This window comes from Bradyrhizobium sp. STM 3843, from assembly GCF_000239815.1.
Taxonomy (GTDB): Bacteria; Pseudomonadota; Alphaproteobacteria; order Rhizobiales; family Xanthobacteraceae; genus Bradyrhizobium.
Genome location: NZ_CAFK01000146.1, coordinates 1 through 16,214 on the forward strand (window position 1 = coordinate 1; position 16,214 = coordinate 16,214).

Annotated in this window: 14 protein-coding genes and 1 pseudogene; 3 read left to right on the top strand and 12 right to left on the bottom strand. The window is 64.6% G+C overall.

Annotation, left to right across the window (positions count from 1 at the left end):
• Positions 1 to 40 precede the first annotated feature (40 nt).
• Positions 41 to 880 (top strand): protein-disulfide reductase DsbD domain-containing protein, encoded by an 840-nt coding sequence (locus BRAS3843_RS16640; protein WP_008970117.1) that lies wholly within the window; start codon positions 41 to 43, stop codon positions 878 to 880.
• Between the two features lie 216 nt (positions 881 to 1,096).
• Positions 1,097 to 2,473, top strand: a complete 1,377-nt coding sequence (locus tag BRAS3843_RS16645) for a lipopolysaccharide biosynthesis protein (protein ID WP_008970118.1) — start codon at positions 1,097 to 1,099, stop codon at positions 2,471 to 2,473.
• 10 nt (positions 2,474 to 2,483) lie between these two features.
• Here BRAS3843_RS16645 and BRAS3843_RS16650 read toward each other — a convergent pair whose 3' ends face one another.
• On the bottom strand, positions 2,484 to 4,691 hold the full coding sequence (locus BRAS3843_RS16650) for a lytic transglycosylase domain-containing protein (RefSeq protein ID WP_008970119.1): 2,208 nt from the start codon (positions 4,689 to 4,691) through the stop codon (positions 2,484 to 2,486).
• A gap of 242 nt (positions 4,692 to 4,933) precedes the next feature.
• On the opposite strand from BRAS3843_RS16650, the gene BRAS3843_RS16655 reads away from it, so the two are divergent.
• The gene (locus BRAS3843_RS16655; RefSeq protein WP_008970120.1) at positions 4,934 to 5,584 is read left to right on the top strand and encodes a L,D-transpeptidase; all 651 of its coding nucleotides are present in this window, start codon (positions 4,934 to 4,936) and stop codon (positions 5,582 to 5,584) included.
• A gap of 336 nt (positions 5,585 to 5,920) precedes the next feature.
• Here BRAS3843_RS16655 and BRAS3843_RS16660 read toward each other — a convergent pair whose 3' ends face one another.
• The 11 genes and pseudogenes from BRAS3843_RS16660 to BRAS3843_RS16710 all read right to left on the bottom strand — a co-directional run bounded on the left by BRAS3843_RS16660 (position 5,921) and on the right by BRAS3843_RS16710 (position 16,213).
• The gene (locus BRAS3843_RS16660) at positions 5,921 to 6,712 is read right to left on the bottom strand and encodes a 3-hydroxybutyrate dehydrogenase (protein WP_008970121.1); all 792 of its coding nucleotides are present in this window, start codon (positions 6,710 to 6,712) and stop codon (positions 5,921 to 5,923) included.
• Positions 6,713 to 6,717: 5 nt separating this feature from the next.
• Entirely contained in the window at positions 6,718 to 7,893 is a 1,176-nt protein-coding gene (locus tag BRAS3843_RS16665) for a patatin-like phospholipase family protein (RefSeq protein ID WP_008970122.1), read from the bottom strand.
• A 151-nt stretch (positions 7,894 to 8,044) separates the two neighbouring features.
• Complete coding sequence (locus BRAS3843_RS16670) at positions 8,045 to 8,560, bottom strand: CAP domain-containing protein (protein ID WP_008970123.1); 516 nt, start codon at positions 8,558 to 8,560, stop codon at positions 8,045 to 8,047.
• A gap of 492 nt (positions 8,561 to 9,052) precedes the next feature.
• A complete protein-coding gene (locus tag BRAS3843_RS16675) occupies positions 9,053 to 10,090 on the bottom strand; it encodes a sulfate ABC transporter ATP-binding protein (protein ID WP_008970125.1) in 1,038 nt (345 codons plus the stop codon).
• Complete coding sequence (gene cysW / locus BRAS3843_RS16680; RefSeq protein ID WP_008970126.1) at positions 10,080 to 10,988, bottom strand: sulfate ABC transporter permease subunit CysW; 909 nt, start codon at positions 10,986 to 10,988, stop codon at positions 10,080 to 10,082. Before cysW ends, BRAS3843_RS16675 begins: the two co-directional genes overlap by 11 nt.
• 9 nt (positions 10,989 to 10,997) lie before the next feature.
• Positions 10,998 to 11,834 carry a sulfate ABC transporter permease subunit CysT gene (cysT, locus tag BRAS3843_RS16685; protein WP_008970127.1) on the bottom strand — a complete coding sequence of 279 codons (837 nt, stop codon included), beginning with the start codon at positions 11,832 to 11,834 and terminating at the stop codon, positions 10,998 to 11,000.
• A gap of 33 nt (positions 11,835 to 11,867) precedes the next feature.
• Complete coding sequence (locus BRAS3843_RS16690; RefSeq protein WP_008970128.1) at positions 11,868 to 12,857, bottom strand: sulfate ABC transporter substrate-binding protein; 990 nt, start codon at positions 12,855 to 12,857, stop codon at positions 11,868 to 11,870.
• A 137-nt stretch (positions 12,858 to 12,994) separates the two neighbouring features.
• Positions 12,995 to 13,721: pseudogene (locus BRAS3843_RS16695) on the bottom strand (phosphoadenylyl-sulfate reductase).
• A complete protein-coding gene (locus tag BRAS3843_RS16700; protein ID WP_008970131.1) occupies positions 13,718 to 14,233 on the bottom strand; it encodes a DUF934 domain-containing protein in 516 nt (171 codons plus the stop codon). The pseudogene BRAS3843_RS16695 and the gene BRAS3843_RS16700 overlap by 4 nt, the downstream one beginning before the upstream one ends.
• Complete coding sequence (locus tag BRAS3843_RS16705; protein ID WP_008970132.1) at positions 14,220 to 15,875, bottom strand: nitrite/sulfite reductase; 1,656 nt, start codon at positions 15,873 to 15,875, stop codon at positions 14,220 to 14,222. Before BRAS3843_RS16705 ends, BRAS3843_RS16700 begins: the two co-directional genes overlap by 14 nt.
• Positions 15,876 to 15,889: 14 nt before the next feature.
• Entirely contained in the window at positions 15,890 to 16,213 is a 324-nt protein-coding gene (locus BRAS3843_RS16710) for a DUF2849 domain-containing protein (RefSeq protein WP_008970133.1), read from the bottom strand.
• Position 16,214: the final 1 nt, after the last annotated feature.

Genomic DNA, 16,214 nt, shown 5'->3' on the forward strand with positions numbered 1-16,214 from the left:
TTCAATGGTTTAGGCCGGCCTCCGGCATTAGAGACGTCTCATGACCGCGTTCGTTCCTTCTCCTGTCCGCCTCGGCCTTGCCGTGCCGCTGTTCATCTCCAGTCTTGTGGTCGCAGCGTCGGCGCAAGACGCCTCGCCCTGGCAGCGCGACGGCCATTCCGCAGTGCGGCTGCTCGCAGGCTCGCGCAGCAGCAACGTGCTGCTGGGCGGTATCGCCTTCCAGCTCCAGCCCGGCTGGAAGACCTATTGGCGCACGCCCGGCGACTCCGGCGTTCCACCGCGGTTCGATTTCTCGAAATCGGAGAATGTCGAAGCGGTGACGGTGCTGTGGCCGGCGCCGACCAAGTTCGACGACGGTGCCGGCGGCCATTCGCTCGGCTATCATGACCAGATCGTGCTGCCGCTGCGAATCGTTGCCAAGAGCGCCGACAAGCCGGTGACCTTGCGCGCCGACATCAGCTATGCGGTGTGCGAGCGGATCTGCATTCCGGTGGACGCCAAGGCCGATCTCGCCTTCAACAGCGTGGCGAGCACGGAGGACGGCACGCTCTCCGCCGCGCTCGATGCTGTGCCGAAACCGGCCAATATCGGTGATCCCAACCCGCTGACGATCCGCGACGTCAAGCGTGACGGCCCCTCCAACGTCATCGTCGACGTGGTGGCGCCCGACCCCGATCACGTCAATCTGTTCGTGGAAGGACCGACGCCGGAATGGTCGCTGCCGGTCCCTGCCCCCGCGGATCACAGCCCGCCGGGCGTGAAGCGCTTCACCTTCGCGCTCGACGGCGTACCGCCCGGCATCAAGCCCGACGGAGCCGCGCTGAAATTCACTCTGGCCGGCGCCGACAAGGCCTACGAGTTCAACGTCAATCTGCCGTAGGTTTGTAGGTTTGACGAATGGAGAAACGCTGCGGCACCCTTGCTGTCGTCCCGGCGAACCGCCGCGACCCAGACGCCGCGGCCGTCATTGTGAAAGTGACTGGTTGATGTCGCTTTCGCACGGGCGACAGCTGTTCGGTCGAACCGAATCTTAACGGCCGGTTGATACAGACACGGTTCACCGCCGACAGCGCGGAGGTAGGAATGGACCGCCGCCGTGGCCGTGATGGATAGCCAAAGCCAACCCGCACAAGCCGGCCTCGTCTCCCGGTTCAAGACCAGGCTCGACCTCCTCGGCGGCACCAGCGACGCCTCAGTCACGCGCAGGCTCGCCGGGCTGATCTTTCTCATTCGCGTCGTCAGCGCCGGCCTTGCCTACATCTCGCAGATCCTGCTGGCGCGCTGGATGGGCGGCGCCGATTACGGCGTTTACGTCTATGTCTGGACCTGGGTGCTCCTGCTCGGCAGCATGCTCGATTTCGGGCTCGGCACCTCGGCGCAGAAGCTGATCCCTGAATATCGGACGCGCCGCGCGCAGGCGCAGCTGCGCGGCTTCCTCTCCGGCAGCCGCTGGCTGACCTTTGCAGCCTCGTCGGTCGCAGCGCTGTTGCTCGCGGGTCTCGTGCATCTGCTGTCGCCCTGGATCGATGCGCGCGAGATCACCCCGCTGATGATCGGCTGCGCCACGCTGCCCGCCTTCGTGGTTGCCAACACCCAGGACGGCATCGCCCGCTCGCATGACTGGATGACGCTCGGCCTGATGCCGCAATTCATCATCCGGCAGGGCTTGATCATCGCCTTCACCGCGGGCCTGTTCGTGCTCGGCTTTGCGCTCGGCGCCACCGCGGCGATGCTCGCCAGCGCCGCCGCGGTATGGATCGCGATGGCCGGACAACTCGTCGTGCTCAATCGCCGGCTCGACCGCCATGTTGAGGCGGGCCCGAATGCCTACGACATCGGCGGCTGGCTTGCGGTCTCGCTGCCGATCCTCCTGGTCGAAGGTTTCTATCTCCTGCTCTCCTACACCGACGTGCTGGTGCTGCAGCAGTTCCGGCCATCCGAAGAGGTCGGTGTCTATTTCGCCGTGGTGAAGACGCTCGCGCTGGTGTCGTTCATCCACTACGCGATGTCGGCGACGACAGCGCATCGCTTCGCCGAATATCACGCCCAGGGCGACAAGGCCCGGCTCTCGGCCTATGTCGCGCATGCGATCAGCTGGACGTTCTGGCCGTCGCTGGCGGCGACCTTGGTCCTGCTCGCGCTCGGCAAGCCGCTGCTGTTCCTGTTCGGACCGCAGTTCACGGCCGGCTACGACATCATGTTCATTGCGGCCGTCGGGCTGGTGGTGCGCGCCGCGATCGGCCCGGTCGAGCGGCTGCTCAACATGCTGGGGCAGCAACGCGCCTGCGCGCTGGCCTATGCGTCTGCCTTTGCCATGAACCTGGTCCTGTGCATCGCGCTGGTGCCGCGCTTCGGCGGCCATGGCGCCGCGGCCGCCACCTCGCTGTCGCTGAGCTTCGAGACCGCGCTGCTGTTCTGGATCGTCAAGCAGCGCCTCGGCCTGCACGTGCTGGCGATCGGCGGGCGCCGCTGAACGGCAACGCTTACTCCGAAGCCTGCCCTTGCGGTTGCGCCGAAGACACCGTTCCGGTCGTCTCGACGCGCGCGGACGTCTTTTCGTCGAGCTTCGCGGCGACAGGCATGGTCTCGAAACGGGCACGGTAGACCTGCAGATTCTCCATCACTCGCTGGACATAGTTGCGGGTTTCCGCGAACGGAATGCGCTCGACCCAATCCACCGGATCGACCTTGGGATCGCGCGGATCGCCATACTGCCTAACCCAGTCCTGCACACGGCCGCGCCCGGCATTGTAGCCGGCGAAGGTCATGATGAGAGACCCCTTGTACTCGCGCAGCAGCGCGCTCAGCTCGGCGGCGCCCATCTGCGTGTTGTAGACCGGATCTGACACCAGCCGGTCCCAATCGTAGCCGACGCCGAACCGCTTCGCGGTGTCGCGTCCGGCCTCCGGGGTCACCTGCATCAGTCCGACCGCATTGGCCGACGACCGATCCCGCTGGTCGAACCCGCTCTCGGTGCGGGCGACCGAGTAGATCACGCTGTGTTCGATACCGGGAGCAATCGGCTTGTGCTCGGGGATGCCGATGGTCGGGAAGGCGTAGAGATCGAGCGCCAGTCCACGCGCCAGCGCGGTCTTGCCGATCTGCAGCATCGCGCGGGCGTCATCACGACGTCCGGCCAGCGCGGCAAGTGCGGCCAGCAACGGGGCGTCGTCGCTCTGCTCGGCCAGATCAGTGACGAAGCTCAGCGCGACGTTCTGCTCACCAATCGCATAGAGCATGTCGGCTGCCCGCACGCGCTCGTCTGCGCTCACGCCCCCGGTCTCCGGCTCGGCCCTGAGCTCGATCCCCTCCAGGCCGAGCTTGGCGCGCGCGAGCTGACCGTAATAGGCGGTGCTGTAACGTGCGGCCGCCGTATAGGCTGCGTGGGCGGCGGCAAGGTCGCCGGCCGCCTCGGCGGCCCGACCGCGCCAGTAGTTCGCCCGCGCCAGCACGATCGGATTGGCCGAGCCCTTGTCGATTTGGGCGAACTGCGCGCGTGCGGTGGCCGGCTCGTCGAGGTAGCGCAGGGCAATCCAGCCGGCGAGGAAATGCCACTCGGCACGGTAGTTCTCGTTCTGCGGGGAAGCCGCCTGGCGGGCCACCTGGTAGGCCTCGTGAAACTGGCCGATGTCGAGCAGCTTGCGGGCCAGCACGCGACGCACGCGCCACCATTCATCGGCATCCTGCAGCGCCATGGCCTCCGCCGGCGCGGCCAGCACCCGCCTCGTGGCCTCGGCGATCTGATCGTGCCGCATCAGCCACTGGATCCGGCACAGCGCGTAACCGAGATCCCGCCGTGCGTCGCCCGGCACATCGTCAAGCAGGTCGAGCGCCTTCTTCTCGTCGCCCTTGACGGCAATGCAGGCTTTGACGATCGCGAGCCCATCGCTGCCAAGACGATGCGCTGCGCGCGCCGCTCCTGAAAAATCCTTGACCCCGAGCCGCTTGTCCATTCGCGCCTGGTAATCCTGCGAGGAGAGCAGCTCGCCGAAGGTGGAGATCACCTCGGCTTCCGTTCGCTCGGAGAGATCCTCCGACTGCCAGACCTTGCGGACCCATTGCGCGGCCGCCTCACGGTCGCCTTCCGCGACAAGAACCCGCGCCAGCGCAAGCCGGCCCTTTGCACTGGTCGGTTGCTCCCCGATGAAATTCCGCACCGTCGACGCATCGCCCTTGTCCTGCCAAAGACAAGCTTCGGCCCGGCGGCGCATCAGGCCGACATGCGGCCAGCCCGGATTGTCGCGGATGAAGGCCGCATAGCGGGTGAAGTTCGCCTCGGACTCGGCATGCCGCAACATGAACCACGCGATGAGCTTTCGTGCGGCGGGGTCCTCGATGGCCGTCACGAGAGCACCCGCCTCACTCGTCTTGCCCTTGCGGATCAGTTCGAGCGCCGATTTGAGCGCGGCAAGATCTGGCGACAATGGCGGGCCCGCAGGCGGCGCCTCGGGCGCGGCGCTCACAGTCGGAGCCGGGGCAGCGTGCTTCGCTTCGACGGCCTTTCGCTTGTTGCCGTGCGCATTGGCGAGTTCGCGTCGGTGACGCGCGGCGATCTTCGTGTCGGCCTTCTTCGCCTTCGCACCGTGCGCATTGACGACGTGCGGTCGCGCCCGCGCCCGCGCTTCGCTCGAAAGCTCCGCGACCATGCCCAAGGCCAGGACACAGGCCAGCGACCAACGCAATGGGTTCATGCCGTGATCCCCCGCGTACCCGCCGGCACAACCGACGAACTCGGTTGTGCCGTCCGGTTGAAGCCCCGCGAAGCTACCACGGTCCGCTTGACGGACTGTTACGCGGCGGCAACACCCGCGCATCAAACAACGAGTTCCCTTGATCACGCAACCGTTGATGGTTCTGCCTTGATTTGAGCACGATTGAGCCAGCAAATTGGCAAGTCGTGCGTGGGGAACGCGCGCTTGGGGAGATTGACGTGATGTCGAAGACGGGGCTGGCGTTTGCGCTGGCAGGATTGCTCCTGCTCGGCGGCTGCATGCAGGCGACGCTGTCGCCGTCCTCGGAGGCCAATTTCACGCCGCGCGACCGGCAACTGCTCGCGCATCCCCCCTACGCGGAAGCCAAGATCCCCGAGCAATTCCAGCGGCACATCGTCGACTATGACCGCCGCGAAGCGCCGGGCACGATCCTGGTCGATACCGACGCGCGCTATCTCTATTACGTCATGCCGAACGGCAAGGCGATCCGCTATGGCGTCGCGGTCGGCGAGGAAGCGATGGCATTCTCCGGCGTTGCCACGGTCGGCAAGATGGCGGAGTGGCCGGACTGGGTGCCGACGCCGGAAATCCAGGCCCGGCTCGGGCCCTATCCGAAGCGGGTTGCCGGCGGCCCCGCCAACCCGCTCGGCGCGCGTGCGATCTATTTGTATCAGGGCAACAAGGACACGCTGTACCGCATCCACGGCACCAACCAGCCGGAATATATCGGCCAGGCAATTTCGTCAGGCTGCATCCGCATGACCAATACCGACGTGGCCGATCTGTACAGCCGGGTCACCACGGGGACGACCGTGGTGGTGCTGCCGCCGGGCCAGAGCGTCGGCGGCCGCCTGTTCGCCGGGCGGGCGTGATCAAGTCTGCAAGACCGTGCACCGAACTGCCGGCGCGTCAGCGCCGAATTGCAGTCCTGTAGGATGGGTGGAGCGCAGCGATACCCATCTTCGTAGTTCTTCTCGGTAGTTCTTCGCGAACGTGATGGGTTTCGCCTTCGGCTCTACCCATCCTGCGATGCCACGCCCTCTCAGATCGCGGCCAGAAGGCCGTTCAGAGTGACGATGAGCCAGGCCCGGTCCCATCGGCGCTTCTTCCGACGCTTGTAGAACGGGTTGAGCGAAAGCGAAACCCATCGCTGCACAGGAGGTGGTGGGTCTCGCTGCGCGCAACCCACCCTGCTCGAAGCCTGAGCCCTACTCCGCGGTCCAGCCGCCGTCGATGGAGATATTGCTGCCGGTGATCTGCGCCGCATTGTCGCTGCACAGGAACAGCGCCAGCGCTGCAACCTGGTCGACCGTGACGAACTCCTTGGTCGGCTGCGCATCGAGCAGCACGTCGTTGATGACCTGCTCGCGGGTCAGGTTGCGCGCCTTCATCGTATCCGGAATCTGCTTCTCGACCAGCGGCGTCCAGACATAACCCGGCGAGATGCAGTTGCAGGTGATCTTGTGGGTGGCGAGTTCGAGCGCCACCGTCTTGGTCAGGCCGGCGATGCCGTGCTTGGCCGAGACATAGGCCGACTTGAACGGCGAGGCCACCAGCGAATGCGCCGAGGCCGTATTGATGATGCGGCCCCAGCCGCGCTTCTTCATGCCGGGCACGGCGGCGCGGATGGCGTAGAAGGCGGAGGAAAGATTGATCGCGATGATCGCTTCCCACTTCTCGATCGGAAACTCCTCGATCGGCGAGACGAACTGGATGCCTGCATTGTTGACGAGGACGTCCACCGAGCCGAAGCTCTTCTCGCCGAGCGCAATCATCTCGGCGATCTCGGCGCCCTTGCTCATGTCGGCCGGCGAATAGACCGCCTTGACCTTGAAGTCGCTTTCGATCGCCGTGCGTTCCTTTTCAATGTCGGCGGCGTTACCAAAGCCGTTGATCACGATATTGGCGCCGGCGCCGGCAAAGCCACGGGCGATGGCGAGCCCGATGCCGCTGGTCGATCCGGTCACAACTGCGGTTTTCCCTGCGAGATTCGTCGTCATGTGCTTCACTCCTTTTTAGCGGCAGGCCCATCGCCGTCATGCGTGAGATCGTAGGTGATCATGGTCTCGCCGGATTGCGGACGCTCGAGCCAATCCTTGTGCCGCATCGACTGATGGACATCGCGCACGCCGGCTTCCCAATGCTCGACCATCGCGACATGCGAGAAGTCGTAGTCCTTGGAGGAATTCTCGTAGTTCTTGCTGCGATAGATCAGATGCACGACTGTGACGGTGTTCTCCTTCGCGGCCTGGCAGAGAATCTCGAGCGAAGGGTCGTTCTTCAAATAGTCCGGCAACTTGGCAAACAGATCGCGCAACGCCCTGCGCGTGTTGTGGATGGTCCGGTTCTTGTCGGTGTTCATCCGCGTCCGACTGGAATAGCGGATGTCCTTTTCGCGCTCGGCGGCATCGAGCAGCGTTTTCGGAAGCTCGCCGCGAGCGCTGAAGAGGTCGACCTGGAAGATCAGGAGATCGCGGTCGGTTTCCGCGTCGAGCACATAGTCGAGCGGCGTATTGGAGGCGATGCCGCCGTCCCAATAATACTCGCCCTCGATCTCGATCGCTGGAAAGCCCGGCGGCAGCGCACCGGAAGCCATGATGTGTTCGGGGCCGATCCGCTTGCCGCGCTTCCTAAACTCGAAATTGTCGAAATAGACGAAATTGCCGGTGGTGATGCCGACCGCCCCGACCGACAGCCGGGTCTTCAGGTCGTTGATGCGGTCGAAATCGACCAGCCGCTCCAGCGTCTTCTTCAGCGGCGCCGTGTCGTAATAGCTGAGCGACAGCGGCGTGCTGGCCGGCCACAGCTGCACCGGCGGAATGCGCGGGGTGAAGAAGCCGGGCACGCCGAAGGTCGCGATCAGCGCCGCGCTCGCTTCGTTGAAGGCCGAGCGGCCGTGATCGCCATTGAGCAGCGGCTTCCACGGCACCGGCGCCGAGACCAGCTGCCAAAATTCCTTCAGCCGAGCGATGCGCTTCTCGGGATCATTGCCAGCGATGATGGCGGCATTCACCGCGCCGATCGAGATGCCGGCAATCCATTCCGGCTCGAAACCGTAGTGGCACAGCGCCTGATAGGCGCCGGCCTGATAGGAACCAAGCGCTCCGCCGCCCTGGAGAACCAGGACGCGCTGCGCCTCTGCGGGGGTGACCGGCGGTGCCGGAAGAGGATGTTCGGTCATCACTATCGCTTGAATATCAAAACACGGAGCAGCGTGGCGTCACTTCGCGGTGACGTCAATCCGTCCGCAGGCTATGGTGACAAGAACCAGAGACTATCCCGCGAGCCTATTGCGCCGGAATGACCTCCGCGCGACAGCCGGCTCAAGAGGATCAGGACGGCTGTTTGCCGTCCGGCGCCGCCAGGATCATGGTCCAGAACACCTTGTATTTGGTATTCGGCGCATAGCTCGCCGCGATGCCTATTTTTGTGACACCGCTTTTCAGCATATTGGCCCGGTGCGGCGGGGAATCGCGCCAGCCCGAAAACGCTTCCGCCAGCGTATGATAGCCGGCCGAGACGTTCTCGACCGCGACGGTCGCCTGGTAGCCGGCGCCGGTCAGGCGCTTGGCTAACGGCGCGCGGACGTCATGGTCGAGCTTGTTCTTGTCGGCCATGACCTGTGACTGGGATTCCGCGAGCTTCATCAACTCGGGATCGACCACGACCGTGGAGAGCCCGTTGTTCTGGCGGTATTGCGAGATCATGGTCGCAGCAGCGACGGCATCGAGCTGCGCGCCGGCCGTCGCCATGTCGAGATACATCGACGGCGTCTGCACGACGGGCGCGTCCGCCGCGCAGCCAGCGAGCAGCAATGCAATGGAGAGAGCGATAGCCAGACGCTTCAATGAACCAGTCCCTGTGCCGATGAGAGAGCCGGGTTGTTGCACATCAACCGTGGCTGAAAGGTGAATCGACGGTAAGTTCCATCAGGACAAATAGAGCCATTCGCCCGGCAACGCTTCGTCAACCATACGGCTGGCGCGGTCAAGCGTGTTGGGATGAAGCGATCCGGAGCCATGTCTGCGGTCGGCTCGCCTTTCCGTATCGCGCCGAGCATGATGCCAAGAACTCGGTGTCGTCCCGGCCTTGCGCCGGGACCCATACTCCGCGGCGGTCGTTGCGAGCGAGATGTCGCTCCAGCATGCCTCACAACAGGCGTTCGGGAGTATGGGTCCCGGATCGGCGCCCGACAACGCTAACGCGTTGCCGGGCTTGTCCGGGACGACATCTGTTTTGTTGCGAGCGGTCTCCGAACCGAGCTCTACGTGATGAGAGCGCGAGCTCGCTATGCATCACCGGACGGAGCTGGCAGCCAGCTCCGCGCGGCGCACGCACCCTCACCCCGCAAAGATCCGATACCGCCGCGGCTTCAGCCCGACGAGGTCGCCGACCTTCAGCTCGCGGTCGCGCGGGGCGTCGATCTCGATCGTGGTCGGGCCCTCTGCCAGCGCGACCTCCGCCCGCTGGACCGGGCCGAAGCTGCGCACATGGGTGACGGCGCCCTGCAGGCTGCCGCTGCCGGCGGGACCGATCAGCATGTCGTGGCGGCGAACGAACAGCGTGGAGGCGCCGGACGCAGCGTCTTCCGCCGTGATGTCCAACGGCCGGCCGTTGAGAGCGACGTGACCGGCCGACACCTCGACCGGCAACGTGATGGATTCGCCGATGAAGCCATGGACGAAGGCGGTCGCCGGATTGTCGTAGACCTCGGTCGGTGCGCCGACCTGCTCGATCCGGCCCTTGTCCATCACCACGACGCGATGCGCCACTTCGAGCGCCTCCTCCTGATCGTGCGTGACGAAGATCGAGGTGACGTTGAGATCATTATGCAGCGAGCGCAGCCATTGCCTGAGCTCCTTGCGCACCTTCGCATCCAGCGCCCCGAACGGCTCGTCGAGCAGGAGGATGCGCGGCTCGATCGCAAGCGCACGCGCCAGCGCCACGCGCTGCCGCTGGCCGCCGGAAAGCTGGTTCGGGTAGCGGTCGGCAAGCCAGTCGAGCTGCACCAGGTCGAGCAATTCGGAGACCTTGCTGCGGATCTGCGCCTCGCTCTTGCGGATCTTGCGCGGCTTGACGCGCAGGCCGAAGGCGACATTCTCGAACACCGTCATGTGCCGGAACAGCGCATAGTGCTGAAACACGAAACCGACATGGCGCTCGCGCACGCCGCGCTCGAGCGCGTTCTCGCCATCGAACAGGATCTCGCCGCTATCGGGCCAATCGAGCCCGGCGATGATCCGCAGCAGCGTGGTCTTGCCGGAGCCGGACGGACCGAGCAGCGCCAACAGCTCGCCATTGGCGACCTTCAAATCGACGTTGTCGAGTGCCTTGAACGTGCCGAACGTCTTGACGACGCCCCTCGCTTCAATGGTCACGCGGGACCTCCTCATCCAGTTGACGTTCAAGAACGGTCTTGGCGATCAGCGTGATCAGAGCGAGCATCGCCAACAGCGAGGCGATCGCGAACGAGGCCACCATCTGGTACTCGTTGTAGAGGATCTCGACCAACAGCGGCATCGTATTGGTCTCGCCGCGAACGTGGCCCGAGACGACCGAGACGGCGCCGAACTCGCCCATCGCGCGCGCATTGCAGAGCAGGACGCCATAGAGCACGCCCCATTTGATGTTCGGCAAGGTGACGCGGAAGAAGGTCTGCAGGCCCGAGGCGCCGAGCGAGATCGCCGCCTCCTCCTCCTGCGTGCCCTGCTCCTGCATCAGCGGGATCAGCGCGCGGGCCACGAACGGAAAGGTGACGAACACGGTGGCGAGCGCAATGCCGGGAAAGGCGAACAGGATCTGCAGATGATGCGCCTGCAGCCAGGGGCCAAAGAAGCCTTGCGCGCCGAACAGGAGCACGAAGACGAGGCCTGAGATGACCGGGCTCACCGAGAACGGCAGGTCGATCAGCGTGATCAGAACGGTCTTGCCGGGAAACTCGAATTTCGCAATCGCCCACGCTGCCGCCAGGCCGCACACCAGATTGGTTGCCACCGACACCAGCGCCACCAGCAGGGTCAGGCGGATCGCGGACAGCGCCTCGGGATCGATGAGAGCCGTTGCGTAAGCGCTTACGCCCTTGGCGAAGGCTTCCGCGAACACGACGACGAGCGGGAGCACCACGAAGATCGAGAGGAATGCGATGGCGAGAGTCGTGATGATGATGCGGATCGGGCGCAGCTCGGTACGCGGATCCCGGCGCGCGGCCTTGGCGGCGCGCGTGCTCTGCGCAGGGGATGTGACGCGCGGACGTTGCAAGCTCATCTCGATGCTCATGGCGCGTCCCTAATTTAGCGGTGCCCGGCTCTGCGTCCAGCGCTGCAGCCGGTTGACGGCGAGGATGATCAGGAAGGCGACCACCAGCATCACGACGGCGATCGCGGTGGCATCGGCATAGCGGTATTCCGACAGCCGGATCACGATCAGGAGCGGCGCGATCTCGGAGACATTCGGCAGGTTGCCGGCGATGAAGATCACCGAGCCGTACTCGCCCACCGCACGGGCAAAGGCGAGCGCAAAGCCGGTCAGGAGCGCCGGCGTCAGGCTGGGCAGGATCACCCTGGTCACGATCTGCCAGCGGCCGGCGCCCAGGCTCGCAGCGGCCTCCTCGATCTCGGGATCGAGATCGATCAGCACCGGCTGCACCGTCCGCACCACGAAGGGGATGCCGATGAAAATCATCGCGACGAAAATGCCGAGCGGCGTGAATGCCACCTTGACGCCGAGTGCGGCCAGCGGCGCGCCGAGCCAGCCCTTCTGGGCGAACAGCGAGGTCAGCGCCACGCCGGCGACCGCTGTTGGCAACGCGAACGGGACGTCGACGATCGCGTCGAACAACCGTCGGCCCGGAAAGCGGTAGCGGACCAGCGCCCAGACCACGATCGTACCCATCACCAGATTGACGCAGGCCGCCGCGAAAGCGAGCCCGAACGAGACGCGCAACGCATTCAGCGTGCGGCGGCTGGTCACGATGCCCCAGAACTGATCGAGGCTCAGGTCGGTCGAGCGGACAAACAACCCGGCGAGCGGAATCAGGACGATCAGCGACAGCCAGGTCAGCGTCAGTCCCATGGTGAGACCAAAGCCCGGCAAGGTGCTGCGTCGTGGTGCGAGAATCGTCAACAAACTACCCCGCCGGGCTCCCTGGTCTCCAGATCAGTTCTTGTAGATCTGATCGAAGATGCCGCCTTCGGCAAAGTGGTCCTTCTGCGCCTTGGTCCAGCCGCCGAATACGTCGTCGATCGTGAACAACTCGACCTTGGCGAACTCGTTCTCATGCTGCTTGGCCACCTCCGCATCGCGCGGACGATAGGAATTGCGTGCGGCGATTTCCTGGCCGTCCTTCGTATACCAGTATTTCAGATAGGCTTCAGCAACGCTCCGGCTCCCCTTTTTGTCGGCAACGCTGTCGACCACGGCGACCGGCGGCTCGGCCAGGATGGACAGCGAGGGGGTTACGATCTCGAACTTGTCCTTGCCGAACTCCTTGAGCGCCAGATAGGCCTCGTTTTCCCAGGCGAGCAGCACGTCGCCGACGCCCCGCTCGACGAAGGTCACGGTGGCGCCGCGCGCCCCGGTGTCGAGCACCGGAACGTGCTGATAGAGATCGCCGACGAACTGTTTGGCCTTGTCGGCCGAGCCATATTTCTTCAGGGCATAGCCCCAGGCCGCCAGATAGTTCCAGCGTGCGCCGCCCGATGTCTTGGGGTTCGGCGTGATCACGTCGACGCCCTTCTTCAAGAGGTCGTCCCAATCCTTGATGCCCTTGGGATTGCCCTTGTGCACCAGGAACACGATGGTGGAGGTGTACGGCGCAGAATTTTGTGGGAACCGCTTCTGCCAATCAGGCGCGATCAGGCCCTTGGCCGCGATCGCATCGATGTCATAGGCGAGCGCGAGCGTCACGACGTCCGCCTGCAGCCCGTCGATAACGCTGCGCGCCTGGGCGCCGGAACCGCCATGCGACTGCTTGATCTCGACGCTCTTGCCAGTGTCCTTCTGATAGGCGGCGGCAAACGCCTTGTTGAACTCGACATAGAGCTCGCGGGTCGGATCGTAGGAGACGTTGAGTAGCGTGATGTCGGCGGCATAGGCTGATCCCGCCCAGGCCAGCGCCGCAGCAACAGCGAACAGTCGTCGCATCATCTGAGCTCTCCATTCCCTGGCAATATGGCCTAACCGGCCGCCGCATTCGCGCGAGCGCGCGATGCAACACGCCGCATGTTGCGACGCAAGTCAACGAAACCGCATTTTCTTGTTTCGGTTCCGACAGCACGGTTGTGCTACAGAGTGCTGACGGTATGGATGCCGCATTCCGTCTTGGGCCGGCCCCGCCAGCGCCCGGCGCGCGCATCCTCGTCCGCCGAGGCGCGGCTGGTGCACGGCATGCAGCCGACCGAACGGAAGCCGGACGCGACCAAGGGATGCGGCGGCAGCTTGGCCTCGGCATAGATCGCGGCGATCTCAGCTTGCGAAATATTGGCAAAGGGGTTGAACTTCAGCCGGCCGCCATCCTGCTCGACGACTGAAATCGTCGAACGCGCACCACCCTGGAAGCGCTTGCGGCCGTTGATCCAAGCATCGAACGGCCCGAGCGCCCGCGCCAGCGGCTCGACCTTGCGGATGCGGCAGCAGGCGTCGGGATTGGAAAACCAGAGCTCGTTGTCGGCATCCTCGCGCGCCAGCGTCTCGGCGTCGGGCTTGATCGAGCGCACGTCACGCAGGCCGAGCCGCTCCACCAGCTGATCGCGGTAGCTCAGCGTTTCCGCGAACAGCCAGCCGGTGTCGAGGAAGATCACGGGAATGGCAGGATCGACATCGGCGATGACTTTCAACAGCGCCGCCGATTCCGTACCGACAGGACGAGACGGCGGCCAGCCGCTCGCGCCCGACGACATCGAGCGCGGCCGCAATCACCTGCTGAGGCGTGGCCGCACTCAGCGCTGCGTCGAGCTCAGCGGCCGACGTCAGACCGTCGGCCGTCCATTGAGGTACGGCATGAGCGTTCATAGGCCGGCACTCTCGGAATGGCGCAGCTGCATGCGCCGATGCAGTGCCGATATTCGTCCGTCGCCGGCCGGCTGATAGAACACCGAATAGCGCTTCACGGTCTCGGCGAACGCCTCGGCATCGGCCTGCTTCTTGACCTCGAACGCGTCGAAGCCGGCGCGCAGCATGAACACGAACTGATCGCGCAGCACCTGCCCGGTGGCCCGCAGCTCACCGCGATAGGCATAGCGTTCCCGCAACAGCCGCGCCTGGGTATAGGCGCGTCCGTCACGGAAGGTCGGAAACACCAGGGCGACGAGCGCGAGCCGAGCGAGATAGGGCACGAGGTCGTCGACATCGCGGGCATTCGGCCAGATCACGCCGAGCTTGCCCGGGCGCTTCAGCAGCGCTTCGGGATCAGCGAGGAAGCGCTTTGCCGTCACCAGGAGCGCGGCCTGCTCCGGCAGCTCGGCATCGTCGGCCACATGGACGAACGTATCGCTGGTGATTTTTCCGCCCTTAACGAGTGGCATAGACGCGCTCCCTGAATGGCTCGACGCCGAGCCGCTTCACCGTGTCGACAAACAGCTCATCCGGATGCGCACGCAGCGCCAGATAGGCTTCAACAATATCCTCGATCACATCAGCCACCTCGCCGTAAGGCACGGAGGGACCGATCAGGGTGCCGAGCACGGCACCTTCATCAGCACGGCCGCCGATCGTGATCTGATAGAATTCCTCGCCGTTCTTATCGACGCCGAGAATGCCGATATGGCCGACATGATGATGGCCGCAGGCATTGATGCAGCCGGAGATGTTGATGTGCAGCCGGCCGATCAGATTCGCGGTGTCATGGTTGGCAAAGCGCCGCGTCAATTCCTGCGCGATCGGGATCGAGCGCGCATTCGCCAGCGAGCAGTAGTCGAGGCCCGGGCAGGCGATGATGTCGGAGACGAGATTGACGTTGGGGATCGCCAGCCCGACCGCGTCAAGCGCCTTCCACAGCGCCGGCAGGTCGCGCTTCCTGACATGCGGCAGCGCCAGGTTCTGCTCATGGCCGACGCGGATTTCGCCGAAGGAGTATTTATCGGCGATATCGGCGAGCGCATCCATCTGCTCGGCGGTGGCATCGCCGGGCGGGCCGCCGACCGGCTTCAGCGAGATGGTGACGATCGCATAGCCCTGCACCTTGTGTGGAAACACCGAGTTCTTGCGCCAGGCCTCGAATTTCGCATCGTGCGCCGCCCGCTTCAGCTCGTCGGGCATATGCGGCAACGTCTCGTAGGCCGGATAAAAGAAGCGCGAGCGGATGTCCTCGATCATGTCGTCGTCGAGCTTGAGCACGCCGTCGCGGATCTGCTGCCACTCCTCCTCGACCTCGGCCGCGAACTTCTCGACGCCGAGTTCGTGCACCAGGATCTTGATCCGCGCCTTGTAGATGTTGTCGCGCCGGCCGTACTGGTTGTAGACGCGCAGGATCGCCTCGAGATAGCTCAGGATGTCGTGGCCGTGAACGAACGGCTTGATGGTCTTGGCGATGAAGGGCGTGCGGCCGAGGCCGCCGCCCACCAACACCTCGAAGCCGGTCTCGCCGTCGGCATTCTTGATCAGCTTCAGGCCGACATCGTGGATCTTGATCGCGGCACGATCATGCTCGGAGGCCGTGATGGCGATCTTGAACTTGCGCGGCAGGAACGAGAACTCCGGATGCAGGGTGGTGAACTGGCGCAGCAGCTCGGCCCAGATGCGCGGATCCTCGATTTCGCCGGGCGCAACACCCGCCCACTGGTCAGCGGTGACGTTGCGCAGATTGTTGCCGGAGGTCTGCATCGACTGGATGCCCACTTCAGCAAGGTCGGCCATCGCGTCCGGCAACTCGGCGAGCTTGATCCAGTTGAACTGGATGTTCTGCCGCGTGGTGAAGTGGCCATAGCCGCGATCGTAGCGCCGCGCCACATGGGCGAGCCGCCGCAGCTGATCCGACGCCAGCGTGCCGTAGGGGATGGCGATGCGGTACATATAGGCGTGCAGCTGCAGATACACGCCGTTCTGCAGCCGCAACATCTTGAACTCGTCCTCGGTGAGCTCGCCGGAGAGGCGGCGCTTCACCTGGTCGCGGAACTCAGCGACGCGCTCATTGACCAGCGTGCGATCGATCTCGTCGTAAGCATACATGGGTAAATAGCCTCTTAGACCTGAGCCGGCTGTGCCGGCAGCGCGATCGTGGTGCCCTTGACCCGGATGCGTTCGCGCAAATTGCCGGGCTTGATGGCGCCATCATCCTCGATCTCGACCGGTGCGATATAGGCACCGACCGCGCCCACATCATCGCCGACGGCCTCGACGAGCAGCGCGCGCGCATCGTTGACCGTGCGAACGATCGCAGCGTCGGCGATCTCGGTCGACCAGCTCTTCGCGGTGGTGCGCCAGATCACCGCGCCGTCAGCGGTCCGGTTTGCAGTGATCACGGACGGGCCGGTGATCTTAATTTTCTGTTCGAGCGGAGAGGTCATT